This window comes from Intrasporangium sp. (genome assembly GCF_051961875.1).
Taxonomy (GTDB): domain Bacteria; phylum Actinomycetota; class Actinomycetes; order Actinomycetales; family Dermatophilaceae; genus Intrasporangium_A.
In genome coordinates this window covers 1-13,809 of record NZ_JBQCCV010000007.1, presented here as the reverse complement: position 1 = coordinate 13,809, position 13,809 = coordinate 1, and the positions used below count along the sequence as shown (strand labels likewise).

Below are 13,809 nucleotides of genomic sequence, written 5' to 3'. Positions count from 1 at the left end.
GGACGCGGCTCGCCCGCACCGAGTCACGTACCGCAAGCTGACCCGCGACTGACGGCTCGGGGCCCGAGCGGCCCCAGCCCGCGCTCGGCTGAGCCGGACGCGATGCGCCGAGCCGCACCTCGTCGTGGCACCTGCGCCGGGTCAAAGTGGGGCGAATTCTGCGACGATCACAGAATGCGACTTGGGCTTCAGGTCTCCTGGTTCTCCTGGCCGGATGCGCCAGCTTCGATCGGCCCCACCTTCGGCCGGATCGCCCAGGATGCGGAGGCCTCGGGCATGTGGAGCCTCTGGGTCATGGACCACTACTTCCAGATCCGGGGGATCGGCCCCTCCGAGCTCGAGATGCTCGAGGCCTACACGACCCTGGGGTATGCCGCCGGGCTGACGTCTCGGATCGAGCTCGGCTCGCTCGTCACCGGCGTGACCTACCGGCACCCGGGCATCCTCGCCAAGACGGTGACGACGCTCGACGTGCTGTCCGGTGGCCGCGCGTGGCTCGGCATCGGGGCGGCATGGAACGAGCAGGAGCACCGCGGCCTCGGTGTGCCGTTCCCACCGCTGAAGGAGCGGTTCGAGCGGCTCGAGGAGACCCTCCAGATCGTCCTGCAGATGTGGGCCGAGTCCGACGACCCCTTCCGCGGCCGCCACTACGACCTCGAGCGCACCCTGAACAGCCCGCCAGCGGTTCGGCGCCCGCACCCCCCGATACTCGTCGGCGGGATGGGGGAGGAGAAGACCTTCCGGCTCATCGCCCGCTACGGCGATGCCTGCAACCTGTTCGACATGGGACCGGAACGGGTCCGCGCCAAGCTCTTGGTCCTGGCCGACCGCTGTGCCGAGGTGGGACGCGACCCTCGCGAGATCCGCAACACCGTGCTGTCACGGATCACACTGTCGCGAGACGGGGGCGGCCGGGCGCCGTCAGGTGAGACCACGATGTCCGTGGCGCAGGCCGTGGACAAGCTCGCTGCCCTGGCCGAGGTCGGCGTCGATGACGTCATCATCGGCATGGCAAATCCTGAGGACGCTGCTGTCTACGAGCTCGTCGCCGACCTGGTCAGCCAGGTTGCCCCGGTTGAGGCCGCCCGTCCGTGAAGTGACCACAGCGTGGCGGAATCAGCGCCGGACCCGTTCTGCCCCGATCATGTGCTCATGCGCCGGAACGTCCCCCTGCTCAACCTCAGCCCCCGAGACCAGCTGCGGGCCGGCCAGCTGCCGCGACGGCTCACCCAGCTCGTCGTGGGGCTCGTCCTCTACGGCGTCTCCATGGCGATGATGCTGCGGTCGACCCTCGGCCTCAACCCATGGGACGTCTTCCACGCCGGCCTCACCGAGCGGGTGCCGCTGTCCTTCGGACAGGTGACGATTGTCGTCGGCGCGTTCGTCCTGCTGCTCTGGTGGCCGCTGCGTCAACGGCCGGGTCTCGGGACCTTCGCCAACGTGGTCGTCATCGGCATCGCCGCGGACGCCGGCCTTGCCGCCATCGCCCAGCCGAGCGGTTGGCCCGCGCAGCTCGGGCTTCTGATCGCCGGCATCGTGCTAAACGGGCTCGCCGGGGGGCTCTACATCGGCAGCCAGCTCGGCCCCGGGCCGAGAGACGGCCTGATGACCGGCTTCTCCCGCCGCACCGGCGTCAGCATCCGGGTGGTCCGCACGCTCATCGAGGTCACCGTCCTGGTCGTCGGATGGCTGCTCGGCGGGCCGGTCGGACTCGGCACGGTGCTCTATGCCGTGTCCATCGGCCCGCTCGTCCAGTTCTTCCTGCCGCTCGTGACGGTGCGGCTCGCCGAGACGGCCCAGCCCGCCACCGCCTAGCCCGCACTCAGCTCGGCTCGCCGAGCTTCCAGCTGGCGAGGACATGGCAGTTCCCCGGCTCGTACCACGCGAGGTCGAGGCGATCGGCTCGGCATGTGACCGGAACCAGACGGCCGACGAGCCCTCTTGTGGAGGCCAGCGTCACCCGGTCCGACCGGGCGTCGAGCGTGAGGTGCGGTCGGACGTCGGGGAACAGACCGGCATACGGAGGCTTGTCGGGGAAGGCGGCGCAGAGGTCGGCCGTCAGCGCCCGGAAGGGCTCGTCCGGCTCTGGCACGAGGTGGATGATCCCGTTGGGGAAGACGTCGAAGCGCCCGAGGGTGAACGAGAAGGGCTCGGTCCGCGCAGCGATGGCCGCGACCAGCGAGAGGTTGTCAGCCGCCAGCTCGTGGCTGGTGAGGAACGGTCCCAGCGCGGTGACGTGGGCGTGCACAAAGTCGGGGTCGGCCGACACGTAGTCGGTGTCGTAGTGCTCGTGGCGGGCCCGGACGAAGGGCTCGAGCTCGGGGACGGGGACCTGGAGGACGGAGTGGCCGGCGGCGTCGGAGAGCACGTTGACAGCATGGGACACCCGGGACAGACTAAGCAAGCGCTTACCCACTGACTGGAGGTCGCCATGCCGCGTCACATCTACGATGAGGACCACGAGGCCCTGCGCAGCTCGGCCCTGGAGTTCGTCGAGCGGACCCTCAGGCCACGGGCCGAGCAGATGATCGAGGCCAAGTCGATCGACCGCGAGGTCTGGCGGGAGGCAGGGAAGCAGGGCTTCTTCGGATTCGACATCCCCGAGGAGTACGGGGGCGCCGGAGTCGGCGACTACCGGTTCAACGCCGTCCTCACCGAGGTGTGGGCCGGCTTCAACGCGGCGGTCAGCTCCTGCTTCGGGATCCACGCCGACGTGTGCCCGCCCTACATCGTCGACCTCGGCACCGAGCAGCAGAAGCAGCGCTGGCTGCCCGGCATCGCGACCGGCGAGCTGGTCATCGCCATCGGGATGACGGAGCCGTCAGGTGGCTCCGACCTCGCCGCGCTCAAGACGACCGCCGTCCGCGATGGCGACGCCTGGGTCCTCAACGGCTCGAAGACCTTCATCACCAACGGCTTCCAGGCCGACCTCGTCATCGTCGCGGCGCGGACCGATGCGTCCAGGGGGGCCAAGGGCATCACCCTCTTCGTCGTCGAGCGGGGCATGGAGGGCTTCGCCAACGGCCGCAAGCTAGACAAGGTCGGCATGCCGGAGTCGGACACGGCGGAGCTGTTCTTCGACAACGTCCGGGTCCCCGACGAGAATCGCCTCGGTCCGGAGGGGCTGGGGTTCATCTCGATGATGCAGCGGCTGCCGCAGGAGCGGGTGGGGTCCGCGGTCAACAACGTCGCCCACGCCAAGTCGGTGCTCCTCGAGACGATCGAGTACGCCAAGGAGCGCAAGGCGTTCGGCCAGCCGATCGGCGCCTTCCAGTACAACAAGTTCCTCCTCGCGGAGCTGGTGACCAAGATCGAGGTCACCGAGGCCTACGTCGACGACTGCGTCATCGCACACTCGAAGGGCGAGCTCAGCGCCGTGGACGCCGCGAAGGCGAAGTGGTGGAGCGCGCAGGTGCAGAACGACGTGCTCGACGCATGCCTGCAGCTGCACGGCGGCTACGGATACATGAACGAGTACCGGGTGGCCCGGGCATGGAAGGACGCCCGCGTGACGAAGATCTGGGCCGGCTCCAACGAGATCATGAAGGAACTCATCGGAAGGGACCTGGGGCTCTGATGACGGCAGAGGGAGCAGGGCGGCACGCGGGTGCGGTCGCCATCGTCACGGGTGCGAGCCGCGGCATCGGCCTCGGCATCGCCCAGCGGCTCGTCGACGAGGGCGGCAAGGTCGTCATCACGGCCCGGAAGGAGGCGGCGCTCGCCGAGGCGGTCGAGCAGCTCGGCGGTCCGGCGCATGCGCTGGGTATCGCGGGCAACGCGGCCGACGAGGCCCACCAGGAGGAGGTCGTCGAGGCGGCCCGGTCGACGTTCGGTGGCCTGCACTACGTCGTCAACAACACCGGCATCAACCCGGTCTACGGACCGATGCTCGACAGCGACGCCGCGGTGGCCCGGAAGGTCCTCGACGTCAACGTCATCGCCGCGTTCTCGTGGATCCAGAAGGCCGTCAAGTCGGGGCTTGGGGACGTCGACCATCCCGGTGCCGTCGTCAACCTCGCCTCGGTCGCGGGGCAGGGCGCGTCGGGGACCATCGGCTGGTATGGCATCTCCAAGGCAGCGCTGATCCACCTGACGAAGGAGCTCGGCTACGAGCTCGGGCCGGACGTGCGGGTCAACGCCGTCGCCCCAGCGGTCGTCAAGACGAAGTTCGCGACGGCGCTCTACGAGGGCCGCGAGTCCGAGGTCGCGGCCGCCTACCCGATGAAGCGGCTCGGCGTCCCGGAGGATGTCGCGGGCGCGGTGAGCTTTCTGCTCTCCCGTGACGCAGCGTGGGTCACGGGCCAGACGCTCACGATCGACGGCGGCGTCACCCTCGGGGGAGCCCTCTAGCAGGCCCCGGGTGGTATGCCGCTCGGCTGGGACCGCGTGATCGCGCGGTCCCAGCTCGCGTCTCGCCCCGCTCAGGAGTTGAGCGCGACCGCGAAAGCGCTCTTCACTTCGTCCGTGACGGCGCCCGCCCCGCCGAGGACGAAGCCGACCTTGATCGTCGACGGGTTCGCCGACTTCACGATCTCGGTAGTGGCCGCCTTGGTCGCCGCGGGAAGAGAGGTCTGCTTGGCCAGCAGGAGCGGCCCGGCCCCGGCCATGAGGGCGCCGCCCGCCAGGGCGTCCGGCCAGTTCTCGCCGGTGGCGAGGGCGATGGCGTTGCCGTCGTCGCTGTCGGTGTCCGGGTTGGCCCAGAAGGAGCGCGCGATCAGTGCCGCGGTCTCATAGCGGTCCTTCCCGGCCAGCGTGCCGGTCCAGCTGAACGGCGCCTTCGCCGTTGCCCCACCGACCGCGAGGACGTCGACACCGGCAGCCTGCTCAGCCATGAGGTAGGACTTGACGGTGGCCGGCAGGACGCTGTCCTTCGTCAGCACGACGGATGCCGCATATCCCGCGGCGGTCGCGCCGGCGGCGAGGCCATCGGGGAAGTTCTGCCCGGTCGTGGCGAAGACGAGCTGCGGGTGGCCGTCCTTCTGCTGCTTGGCGACCTCCTTGGCGACCACGACCGAGGTCGTATACCGGTCGGGGCCGGCGAGGCGCTTCACGGTGTAGCCCTTGTCGCGCAGGCTCTTCTCGGCGGCTCCCGAGATGGCGCCGGTGCCCCCGAGGAGATAGACGGTGCCCTTCTTGCCGAGGATCCGGGCCACCTCGTTGATCGTCGACGTGTCGATGTACGCGGTGTGGGTCAGCAGCAGGGGACCACCGACGGCTCCGGCGAGGGCCGAGCCGCCGAGTGCGTCGGCGTAGTCGTCGTAGCGGCTGATCACGGCGGCGGTCGCCGTCGGGGAGTTCGGCGTGCCGGCGTCATCCCACATCGCTCGCGAGGCGGCGACGGCGGTCGCGATCCGGTCGGCACCCTGGATGCGGTAGACGGGGACAGTGTCCGCCGGGGCCGCGACGGCCTGGGCGATGGAGGTCGTCGCGAGAGCGGCGGCGGAGAGTGTGGCGGCGGCGAGTCGAAAGGCTGTGCTCATGGTTGCTCCTCCATGATCGGCGCTGGATGCGCCGTGAGGCGGTCACAGTATCCGGACTCGAAGCGTTTGGCTCCGGAAAGGCGCGAATGGCCCCGCTCGGCGCAACGACGTCACAGGAGGGTGACGAATAGGTGACGGAATGGGCCCCCGGGGCGGGTCCACAGCCGACCTTCAGTCACATGCGTCACTCTAGTCACATGGTGTTCCTCATCTTCCTGATGCTGGTCGCCACCGGCCTCGGTGTCGCGATCGTCGGTTCCGTCGCCCTGCCGGCCCACCGCGACGGCAAGGTCATGTTCACTCCGCGCGGCGCGGCGCGCCTCGGCCTGCTCCGCCGGCGCCGCCCGCGCACCCACTGACGAAGCGGTCCTGAGACCGGTCCCCACCCACTCCTCGGCCGTCGTCGCAGGGCCGGCCGCGTCCAGCGGCGGTGTCGCGCCGCGTGATTGGATGAGTGCGTGGAGAACCTCTGGCTGTACGTCATCATCGCCCTGGTCATCGTGGTGCTCGGTGCCGGGCTCGTCTTCGGGCTCATGCGCGGTGGAGGACGAGCGGAGACCCCGGTCGAGGAGCGGGAGGCCCCGCGCCAGGCGCCACCGGGTCTGCCAGCCGAGGACCTCGACCGCAGCCCGGAGGAGGCCCGGGCGACCGCTCCGCCGGAGCACCCCGGCGAACCCTCCGAGGGACCCACCGACATCGGAGTCGAGGAGATCATCCCGGCGCCGGCCGTCGAGCGGCCCGAGTCGGCCCGGGGTCGCCTCCAGCGGCTTCGGGCCCGGCTCGCGAGGTCGAACTCGGCGATCGGCAAGGGCCTGCTCGCCCTGCTCTCGCACGGCAAGCTCGACGAGGAGGCATGGGAGGAGGTCGAGGACACCCTCATCGCCTCGGATCTCGGGGTGGAGGCGACGACCCAGCTCGTCGACTCGCTGCGCACCCAGGTCAAGGTTGAGGGCACCACCGACGAGGCGACGGTCCGCAGCTGGCTGCGCAAGGACCTGCTCGAGCTCGTCCAGCCGGACATGGACCGGCGGATCGCCTCCTCGCGCGTCGGCATCCGCCCGGCCGTGATCCTCGTCGTCGGGGTCAACGGCACGGGCAAGACGACGACCGTGGGCAAGCTCGCCCGGGTCCTGGTCGCCGAGGACCGCGATGTCCTGCTCGGTGCAGCAGACACCTTCCGTGCCGCGGCCGCGGACCAGCTCGAGACGTGGGGCGGGCGCGTCGGCGTGCCGACGGTGCGGTCCGACAAGGAGGGTGCCGACCCGGCCGCTGTCGCGTTCGACGCGGTCAAGGCCGGCATCGAGCAAGAGGTCGACGTCGTCATCATCGACACGGCCGGGCGCCTGCACAACAAGGTCGGCCTGATGGACGAGCTCGGCAAGATCAAGCGGGTCATCGAGAAGCAGAGCGAGATCGACGAGGTGCTCCTCGTCCTCGACGCGACGACCGGCCAGAACGGTCTCCAGCAGGCGAAGGTCTTCGCCGAGGCCGTCGACATCACCGGCATCGTGCTGACGAAGCTCGACGGCACTGCCAAGGGCGGCATCGTCGTGTCGGTCCAGCGCCAGCTCGGCGTGCCCGTCAAGCTCGTCGGCCTCGGCGAAGGTCCCGACGACCTGGCGCCGTTCGACCCGGAGGCCTTCGTCGACGCGATCGTGGAGTGATGGTGTGACCGATCGGACGTATGCCGCCGAGCTGAGCCAGCTGGGCGGCATACGTCGTTCTGGGCCGGGAAACGAGAACGTCACACGCGGGCGGATCTGTTGACGCCGCTGTAACGTGCGGCGACCGCAGCGGAAACGAGGGGTCCCGAGACTCCTCGGCATGAAAGACGCACTCAACACCGGCGACACGGCGTGGATGCTCGTCAGCGCCTCGATGGTGCTGCTCATGACGCCGGCGCTCGCCCTCTTCTACGGCGGGATGGTCCGGAGCCGGTCCGTCCTCAACATGATGATGATGTCCTTCGGCGCGATGGGAGTCGTCGGCGTCGTCTACGTCCTGTGGGGCTACTCGATGTCCTATGGGCCGCACTCGATCGGGGGCCTGTTCGCGAGCCCGCTCGACCTGTTCGGGCTGCGCGGCGCGATCACGGACAGCGCCGGCAACTACGTCATGAGCGGCAGCTACCCGACCGTGGTCAATGTCGCCTTCCAGATGACCTTCGCGATCATCACGGTGGCGCTGATCAGCGGCGCGATCGCCGACCGGGTCAAGTTCAGCACCTGGCTCGTCTTCTCCGGGCTGTGGGTGACGTTCGCCTACTTCCCGCTCGCACATCAGGTCTGGGGTGGTGGGCTCCTGTCGGGCTCGGCCGACCGCCTCGCGGCGCGGCAGTTAGGGAACGCGCGGTCCGGAGGGGACGTGACGGCGGCCGTGGCGCCGATCGACTTCGCCGGTGGCACCGTCGTGCACATCAACGCCGGCATGGCGGGCCTCGTGCTCGCCCTCGTGGTCGGCAAGCGGATCGGCTTCGGGAGGGTCCCGATGCGCCCGCACAACTTGCCGCTCGTCATGCTCGGCGCGGCGCTCCTCTGGTTCGGCTGGTTCGGGTTCAACGCCGGGTCGGCCCTCGCCGCCAACGGCACAGCCGGCGTGGCCTGGGTCAACACGACGGCCGCGACATGCGCCGCGATGCTCGGCTGGCTCGCCACCGAGCGGGTTCGCGACGGGCACGCGACCTCGCTCGGCGCCGCCTCCGGCGTCGTCGCCGGCCTCGTCGCGATCACGCCGGCGGCCGGCGCGTTGTCGCCGATCGGCGCCCTCGTGCTCGGCGCGGTGGCCGGCTCGCTCTGCGCCCTGGCGGTCGGCCTCAAGTACCGACTCGGCTTCGACGACTCTCTCGACGTCGTCGGCGTCCACCTCGTCGCCGGGCTGTGGGGGACCATCGGAATCGGCCTGCTCGCGACCCGGACCGGTCTCTTCTACGGCGGCGGGTTCCGGCAGCTCGTCGTGCAGCTCATCATCGCTTTCGCGGCCGTCGTGCTGTCGGGTGTCGTGACGACCGTCGTCGGACTCGCCCTGCGGGCGCTCATGGGCTGGCGGGTCAGCTCGGACGCCGAGGCCGCGGGGATCGACCAGGAGCTGCACGCCGAGTCCGCCTATGACTGGAGCAACCTCGCAGGCGGCCTCGGCGCAGCGTTCGGGGGCGCGCTCGGCAAGTCCCTCCACGGTGCCAACGCCGCCCCGGTACCGCTCGCGGCCGGCCTCGGCGGGCCGACCGTTCCCGTCGACCCTGCCGGTTCGGCCGTCACCAAGACGCACCCCCACAAGGAGGCGCGGTCCTGAAACTCGTCACCGCCATCATCAAGCCGCACCGGCTCGACGACGTGAAGGAGGCACTGGAGGCCTTCGGGATCTCGGGGATGACGATCAGCGAGGCCAGCGGCTACGGCCGGCAGCGCGGCCACAGCGAGGTCTACCGCGGGGCCGAGTACACCGTCGAGTTCGTGCCCAAGGTCCGGATCGAGGTCATCGTCGAGAGCAGCGACGCCCCGGACGTCATGGAGGTCATCCTCAAGGCGGCGCAGACCGGGCGGATCGGCGACGGCAAGATCTGGGCCGTCCCGGTCGACGACGTCATCCGGGTGCGCACCGGCGAGCGCGGGCCGGCGGCGCTCTGAGGGACGAGACATGGCAACGACGATCATGGACAACAGTCGTAGCTCGGGCCGCGGCGGGCCGTCTTTCCGGGGACGTCGGCTCGACCTAGCAGGCACGCGTGACTTCGCGACAGCCGGCGCCGGGCCGGCCCGGCGAGAGGCGATCAGCAGGCACACCTTGGCATGGCTCCGCGACCTCTGGCACCGGGCAGGGGCCGGTCGACGCCTCGACCGCGTCGCCCTGGCTGCGGTCGGCTCCCTCGGCCGCGGGGAGTCGGGGCCGCTCAGCGACCTCGACCTCGTCCTGCTCCACCACCCCCGCGGCCTCTCCGACCCCGAGGTGGGCGCCGTCGCGGACCGGCTCTGGTACCCCCTCTGGGACACCGGCATCCGGCTCGACCACAGCGTGCGCACGGTGGCCGAGTGCCGGGCGGTGGCGGCCACCGACCTGACGGCGGGCATCGGCCTGCTCGACATCGCGTACGTCGCCGGCGACCCGGACGTCGTGGCATCGGCACGGTTCACCGTCGCGCACGACTGGCGCGCCCACGCCCGGAGCCGGCTGCCCGAGATCGAGGAGTCGCTCGCGGCGCGGTACGCCCGGCACGGCGACCTCGCCCACCTCGTCGAGCCCGACCTCAAGGAGGCTCGCGGCGGCCTGCGCGACATGGCCCTGCTCCGCGCACTGGCCGCGGCCTGGCTCGCCGATCGGCCACACGGCGACGTCGACGCGGCATACGCCCGGCTGCTTGACGTGCGTGACGCGCTCCACGTCGTGACCGGTCGCGACCGCGACCGTCTGGGACGCGACGACCAGGACGCCTGCGCGGCGCTGCTCGGTGAGCCGGATGCCGACGCCCTGCTCGCGACGGTCTCCGCGTCCGCACGGGTCATCGGGTATGCCGCCCAGAACACCTTGCGACGGGCCCTGCAGTCCCAGCGCGCGCGCACCCTGAGGGTCAGCGCGCGACGTCCACACCTCACCCCGCTCGGCTACGGCCTGTACCGGCACGAGGGTGAGGCGGTTCTCGGGTCACCCTCGAGCGCCGGGGCGGACGCGCTTCTTCCGCTGCGGGCGGCCGTCATCGCGGCGCGGAACAAACTGCCTCTGGCCCCGGCGACGCTGCGCAACCTGGCCGAGCAGGCGCCGCCGTTGCCCGAGCCGTGGCCGGCGCTGGCGCGCGAGCTGTTCACCGACCTGCTCGCAACCGGTCCCGGGCTGGTCGCGGTGTGGGAAGGGCTCGACCTCGCCGGGATCATCGACAGGTGGCTGCCCGAGTGGGCCGGCGTCCGGTGCCGGCCCCAACGGAGCCCGGTGCACCGGCACACCGTCGACCGGCACCTCATCGAGACGGTCGTCATCGCGGCCGGGATGCTGCGTGACCTCGACCGCCCCGACCTGCTCGTGCTCGCGGCGCTGCTTCACGACATCGGCAAGGTCCGCGACGCGCAGGATCACTCGACGACGGGGGCGCGGCTGGCCGGCTCGGTGCTGCGCCGCATGGGAGTGCCCGAGCCCGACCTAGCCCTCGTCGTGCGGCTTGTGCGGGAGCACCTGACCCTCGTCGAGCTCGCCACCAGGCGCGACCCCACCGATCCCGTCACCATCGACACCCTGGCGGAGGCGGTCGGCGAATCGGGGTCAACCCTCGAGATGCTCCGGGCCCTGACGGAGGCTGACGCCCGTGCCGCTGGTCCGCTCGCGTGGACCGACTGGCGCGCCGGACTCGTGGAACGGCTCTGCGAACTTGGCCGGAGGGACCTGGGCTGCGCGGCGGACGCAGCCCGCCGTTCGGCCGCGGCTGAGCCGGTCCTACCAGCATGGGGAGAAGAACCGACGCGCGCCCATCTCGAGGAGCTGGCGGTGGGCCGGCCGGTGGTCCGGGTCGAGGCCCTCGGTGGTGCACATCGACTCGTGGTCGTGGGCCGGGACCGTGCGGGTCTCTTCGCCGACACGGCTGGCCTGCTCGCGAGCCAGGGCTTCGTGATCCGCTCGGCGACGGTACGGACCCGTGACCAGTTGGCGGTCAACGAGTGGTGGGTGGACTCGCCGAGCGGGGAGGCCCCGGTCGCCGAGCGGATCGCGCGAGACCTCGTCCGCGTCGCCGCCGGTGACCGGGGGCCGCTCGCCCCCCTCGACCGACCCCGGACGGGGGAGCCTCTCCGCAGTCGGGCGTGCGGGTCGCCCGACCAGAGCCGCGCGCTGGTACTGCACGGGGTGTCGCGCTCGGCGACCGTCATCGAGGTCCGCGCCTCCGACCGCCCGGGGCTCCTGCGCGACATCGGCATGTCGCTCGCGCGCTCGTCGTTGACCATCCGATCAGCCCACGCGGCGACGTACGCCGGGCAGGCGCTCGACACCTTCTACGTCACCGAGTTCAGCGGTGGCTTGCTCCAACCCGCCCGGGCCGCGCACGCCATCGCGGCGATCATCGAGGCGTGCGACGGACCGTGACGGGTCAGGCAGTGCTGCGCGAGCTGCGCAGTTCCTCCAGGTACTTCTCCTTCGCGGCAGTGAACTTCTCGCCCAGGTCGCCGAGCTCCTGGTTCGACGCCTCGTCCGAGAACTTGGGCAGGATCTCCTCTTCTTCCTCCTCGACGTGGTGGCGCACCTCGCCGATCATCGCGGCGATGAGGCCGTCCGCACCCGGCTCGTCGGGGTCCATCCCGAGCAGCTGCGTCAGGACCTCCTCGACGTGCTGGTGCTCAGCCAGACCGTCGTCGACATCGGAAGCCTCGTCGGGAGTCGTCCTCTTGATGGCGGGGTAGACGACCTCCTCCTCGGCCTTGGAGTGGGGCACCAGGAGCTCCTCGACCTCGCGGAGCAGCGCCTTGACGTCCCCCTTCTGCGCCTCCAGCTGTTTGAACACCTTCTCGAGCTTTGCGTGGTCGTCCTTGATGAGGGTCACGACTCCAGCCATGGATGCTTCCTTCCGGGGTGTGAGAGAGCCGGCGAAGGGCAGCGCCGGCTGGCCCCGTCCTACCCGGACCGTCCGCCACTCAATCGCAGCGGCAGGTCACGCTGCGGGCGGAAACCGGTTGAGCGGCATACCCCGTGCCGGTGGCGCGGGAGTACACCCCGCAACGGTTAGGCTTGCCTGCGTGTTTGGAACCCTGTCTGATCGCCTGACCGCGACCTTCAAGAACCTCCGCGGCAAGGGCCGCCTGTCCGAGAGCGACGTCAACAAGGCGATTCGCGACATCCGGTTGGCCCTGCTCGACGCGGACGTCGCGCTGCCGGTCGTCAAGCGGTTCACGAGCCGGGTCCGGGAGCGGTCCCTCGGCGCCGAGGTGAGCCAGGCGCTCAACCCCGCCCAGCAGGTCGTCAAGATCGTCAACGAGGAGCTCGTCTCCATCCTCGGCGGGCAGACGCGGCAGATCCACTTCGCCAAGCAGCCTCCGACCGTCATCATGCTCGCGGGCCTGCAGGGGTCGGGCAAGACGACGTTCGCCGGCAAGCTCGGTCGCTGGCTCAAGGACAAGGGGCACACCCCGCTCCTCGTCGCCGCCGACCTGCAACGGCCGAACGCCGTGACCCAGCTCGAGGTCACGGGCGAGCGCGCCGGGGTGCCGGTCTTTGCGCCGGAGCGCGGCAACATGGGTGGGCACGACGCGGTGCTCGAGTCGGGGGAGGGCACCCGGTCGTTCGGTGACCCCGTCGCCGTGTCCCGCGCGGGCGTGGCGGAGGCTCAGGCGCGCCAGCACGACGTCGTCATCATCGACACGGCGGGCCGGCTCGCCGTCGACACCAACCTCATGCAGCAGGCCGCGGACATCCGGGCGGCGGTGCAGGCCGACGAGGTCCTCTTCGTCATCGACGCCATGATCGGTCAGGCCGCCGTGGAGACGGCGCAGGCCTTCCACGAAGGCGTCGCCTTCACCGGTGTCGTCCTGTCGAAGCTCGACGGCGACGCGCGTGGTGGTGCCGCCCTCTCGGTCGCCGAGATCACCGGCGAGCCGATCATGTTCGCCTCGATCGGTGAGAAGGTCACCGACATCGAGGTCTTCCACCCGGACCGGATGGCCAGCCGGATCCTCGACATGGGCGACGTCCTCACCCTGATCGAGCAGGCCGAGAAGGCGTTCGACAAGCGCCAGGCCGACGAGATGGCCCGGAAGTTCCTCGCGGAAGAGGACTTCACCTTCGAGGACTTCCTCCAGCAGATGAGCGCCATCAAGAAGATGGGCTCGCTCAAGTCGATGCTGAAGATGATGCCCGGCATGCAGGGCATGCGTGAGCAGCTCGACGCCTTCGACGACCGCGAGTTCGACCGGGTCGAGGCGATGGTCCGGTCGATGACGCCGTTCGAGCGGACACACCCCAAGCAGATCAACGGCTCGCGCCGGGCCCGGATCGCGAAGGGTTCCGGAGTCACCGTGACCGACGTCAACCAGCTGCTCGAGCGGTTCGGCCAGGTCCAGAAGATGATGAAGTCGCTTGCTCGTGGCGGTGGCGCCGGACTGCCGGGGATGCCCGGTCTGCCCGGTGCAGGCAAACGCGGCAAGGCACAGCAGCAGAAGCGCAAGAAGAGCAAGAGCGGCAACCCCGCGAAGCGCGCCGCCGAGGAGCGCGCGATGGCGGAGCGTGAGGCCGAGAGCCGGCAGAAGTCGGCTGCCTCCGCGTTCGGTATGCCGGGTGCCGGCGGCAACGGCGATGGTGACCTGCCCGACTTCGACCCCGCGCAGCTGCCCAAGGGCTTCGAGAAGTTCCTCGGCGGCCGCTGAGG

Annotated in this window: 13 protein-coding genes; 10 read left to right on the top strand and 3 right to left on the bottom strand. The window is 70.5% G+C overall.

The features are described from left to right. The first annotated feature begins 174 nt into the window (after window positions 1-174). Together ACTHJJ_RS00250 and yczE are read left to right on the top strand one after the other, a co-directional pair. A complete protein-coding gene (locus ACTHJJ_RS00250) occupies window positions 175-1,095 on the top strand; it encodes an LLM class F420-dependent oxidoreductase (RefSeq protein ID WP_440300930.1) in 921 nt (306 codons plus the stop codon). A gap of 57 nt (window positions 1,096-1,152) precedes the next feature. Further along, a complete protein-coding gene (yczE, locus tag ACTHJJ_RS00245; protein ID WP_440300929.1) occupies window positions 1,153-1,815 on the top strand; it encodes a membrane protein YczE in 663 nt (220 codons plus the stop codon). A 7-nt stretch (window positions 1,816-1,822) separates the two neighbouring features. Here yczE and ACTHJJ_RS00240 read toward each other — a convergent pair whose 3' ends face one another. After that, window positions 1,823-2,386 (bottom strand): 2'-5' RNA ligase family protein, encoded by a 564-nt coding sequence (locus tag ACTHJJ_RS00240; RefSeq protein WP_440300928.1) that lies wholly within the window; start codon window positions 2,384-2,386, stop codon window positions 1,823-1,825. Window positions 2,387-2,431: 45 nt separating this feature from the next. On the opposite strand from ACTHJJ_RS00240, the gene ACTHJJ_RS00235 reads away from it, so the two are divergent. Together ACTHJJ_RS00235 and ACTHJJ_RS00230 are read left to right on the top strand one after the other, a co-directional pair. Further along, window positions 2,432-3,577 (top strand): acyl-CoA dehydrogenase family protein, encoded by a 1,146-nt coding sequence (locus tag ACTHJJ_RS00235; RefSeq protein ID WP_440300927.1) that lies wholly within the window; start codon window positions 2,432-2,434, stop codon window positions 3,575-3,577. Further along, window positions 3,577-4,350 carry an SDR family oxidoreductase gene (locus tag ACTHJJ_RS00230; RefSeq protein ID WP_440300926.1) on the top strand — a complete coding sequence of 258 codons (774 nt, stop codon included), beginning with the start codon at window positions 3,577-3,579 and terminating at the stop codon, window positions 4,348-4,350. Before ACTHJJ_RS00235 ends, ACTHJJ_RS00230 begins: the two co-directional genes overlap by 1 nt. Window positions 4,351-4,421: 71 nt before the next feature. Here the strand turns inward: ACTHJJ_RS00230 and ACTHJJ_RS00225 are convergent, their stop codons facing one another. Beyond that, window positions 4,422-5,480: a cell wall-binding repeat-containing protein gene (locus ACTHJJ_RS00225; protein WP_440300925.1), complete on the bottom strand. Its 1,059-nt coding sequence runs from the start codon at window positions 5,478-5,480 to the stop codon at window positions 4,422-4,424. A gap of 197 nt (window positions 5,481-5,677) precedes the next feature. Here ACTHJJ_RS00225 and ACTHJJ_RS00220 point away from each other — a divergent pair, with 197 nt between their 5' ends. The 5 genes from ACTHJJ_RS00220 to ACTHJJ_RS00200 all read left to right on the top strand — a co-directional run bounded on the left by ACTHJJ_RS00220 (window position 5,678) and on the right by ACTHJJ_RS00200 (window position 11,537). Then, window positions 5,678-5,839, top strand: a complete 162-nt coding sequence (locus tag ACTHJJ_RS00220) for a hypothetical protein (RefSeq protein WP_440300924.1) — start codon at window positions 5,678-5,680, stop codon at window positions 5,837-5,839. A 99-nt stretch (window positions 5,840-5,938) separates the two neighbouring features. After that, window positions 5,939-7,144: a signal recognition particle-docking protein FtsY gene (gene ftsY / locus ACTHJJ_RS00215; RefSeq protein WP_440300923.1), complete on the top strand. Its 1,206-nt coding sequence runs from the start codon at window positions 5,939-5,941 to the stop codon at window positions 7,142-7,144. Window positions 7,145-7,304: 160 nt separating this feature from the next. Then, window positions 7,305-8,768, top strand: a complete 1,464-nt coding sequence (locus tag ACTHJJ_RS00210; protein WP_440300922.1) for an ammonium transporter — start codon at window positions 7,305-7,307, stop codon at window positions 8,766-8,768. Beyond that, complete coding sequence (locus tag ACTHJJ_RS00205) at window positions 8,765-9,103, top strand: P-II family nitrogen regulator (RefSeq protein ID WP_440300931.1); 339 nt, start codon at window positions 8,765-8,767, stop codon at window positions 9,101-9,103. The genes ACTHJJ_RS00210 and ACTHJJ_RS00205 overlap by 4 nt, the downstream gene beginning before the upstream one ends. Before the next feature lie 10 nt (window positions 9,104-9,113). Further along, window positions 9,114-11,537 (top strand): [protein-PII] uridylyltransferase, encoded by a 2,424-nt coding sequence (locus ACTHJJ_RS00200; protein ID WP_440300921.1) that lies wholly within the window; start codon window positions 9,114-9,116, stop codon window positions 11,535-11,537. 4 nt (window positions 11,538-11,541) lie between these two features. On the opposite strand, the gene ACTHJJ_RS00195 is transcribed toward ACTHJJ_RS00200, so the two are convergent. Further along, complete coding sequence (locus ACTHJJ_RS00195) at window positions 11,542-12,003, bottom strand: hemerythrin domain-containing protein (protein ID WP_440300920.1); 462 nt, start codon at window positions 12,001-12,003, stop codon at window positions 11,542-11,544. Between the two features lie 181 nt (window positions 12,004-12,184). Here ACTHJJ_RS00195 and ffh point away from each other — a divergent pair, with 181 nt between their 5' ends. Further along, complete coding sequence (ffh, locus tag ACTHJJ_RS00190) at window positions 12,185-13,807, top strand: signal recognition particle protein (protein ID WP_440300919.1); 1,623 nt, start codon at window positions 12,185-12,187, stop codon at window positions 13,805-13,807. Window positions 13,808-13,809 lie beyond the last annotated feature (2 nt).

Excerpts from the sequence above, each read along its gene's own strand:
- ACTHJJ_RS00250 (WP_440300930.1), top strand. The coding sequence starts at position 175 with ATGCGACTTGGGCTTCAGGTCTCCTGGTTCTCCTGGCCGGATGCGCCA.
- yczE (WP_440300929.1), top strand. The coding sequence starts at position 1,153 with ATGCGCCGGAACGTCCCCCTGCTCAACCTCAGCCCCCGAGACCAGCTG.
- ACTHJJ_RS00235 (WP_440300927.1), top strand. The coding sequence starts at position 2,432 with ATGCCGCGTCACATCTACGATGAGGACCACGAGGCCCTGCGCAGCTCG.
- ACTHJJ_RS00230 (WP_440300926.1), top strand. The coding sequence starts at position 3,577 with ATGACGGCAGAGGGAGCAGGGCGGCACGCGGGTGCGGTCGCCATCGTC.
- ACTHJJ_RS00225 (WP_440300925.1), bottom strand. The coding sequence starts at position 5,480 with ATGAGCACAGCCTTTCGACTCGCCGCCGCCACACTCTCCGCCGCCGCT.
- ACTHJJ_RS00220 (WP_440300924.1), top strand. The coding sequence starts at position 5,678 with ATGGTGTTCCTCATCTTCCTGATGCTGGTCGCCACCGGCCTCGGTGTC.
- ACTHJJ_RS00210 (WP_440300922.1), top strand. The coding sequence starts at position 7,305 with ATGAAAGACGCACTCAACACCGGCGACACGGCGTGGATGCTCGTCAGC.
- ACTHJJ_RS00200 (WP_440300921.1), top strand. The coding sequence starts at position 9,114 with ATGGCAACGACGATCATGGACAACAGTCGTAGCTCGGGCCGCGGCGGG.
- ACTHJJ_RS00195 (WP_440300920.1), bottom strand. The coding sequence starts at position 12,003 with ATGGCTGGAGTCGTGACCCTCATCAAGGACGACCACGCAAAGCTCGAG.